We start from the raw sequence: 231 nt of genomic DNA, 5'->3' as shown, positions 1-231 counted from the left end.
ACGTGGGGATGGTCTTCCATGCACGTGACGTAAGGCTCGCGGCCGAACTCACCGAACTGCTGCGTCACCCGTTCGAGGTCGCTGACGCTTAGCGATTGGCCATGAACAAACAGCACCTTGTGAGTGAGCAGTGCCTGGCGTAACTCGGCAAAACCGTGCGGGTTGAGGGCGCGTAAATCCAGCCCTTCCACATCGGCGCCCAACGCGCCGGTAGTGGGCGTCGCGCTGAAA

The 231-nt window shown here is 61.5% G+C and carries 1 protein-coding gene; it reads right to left on the bottom strand.

What is annotated here, in order from left to right:
• Nucleotides 1-231, bottom strand: a 231-nt coding sequence (locus AC0IY0_RS29140) for a TauD/TfdA dioxygenase family protein (RefSeq protein ID WP_471766525.1), incomplete at both ends; no start/stop codon positions are given.

This window comes from Methylobacterium sp. AC315 (genome assembly GCF_979253755.1).
Note: the sequence above shows the minus strand (reverse complement) of the source record. Positions and strands in the feature narration are given on the sequence as shown.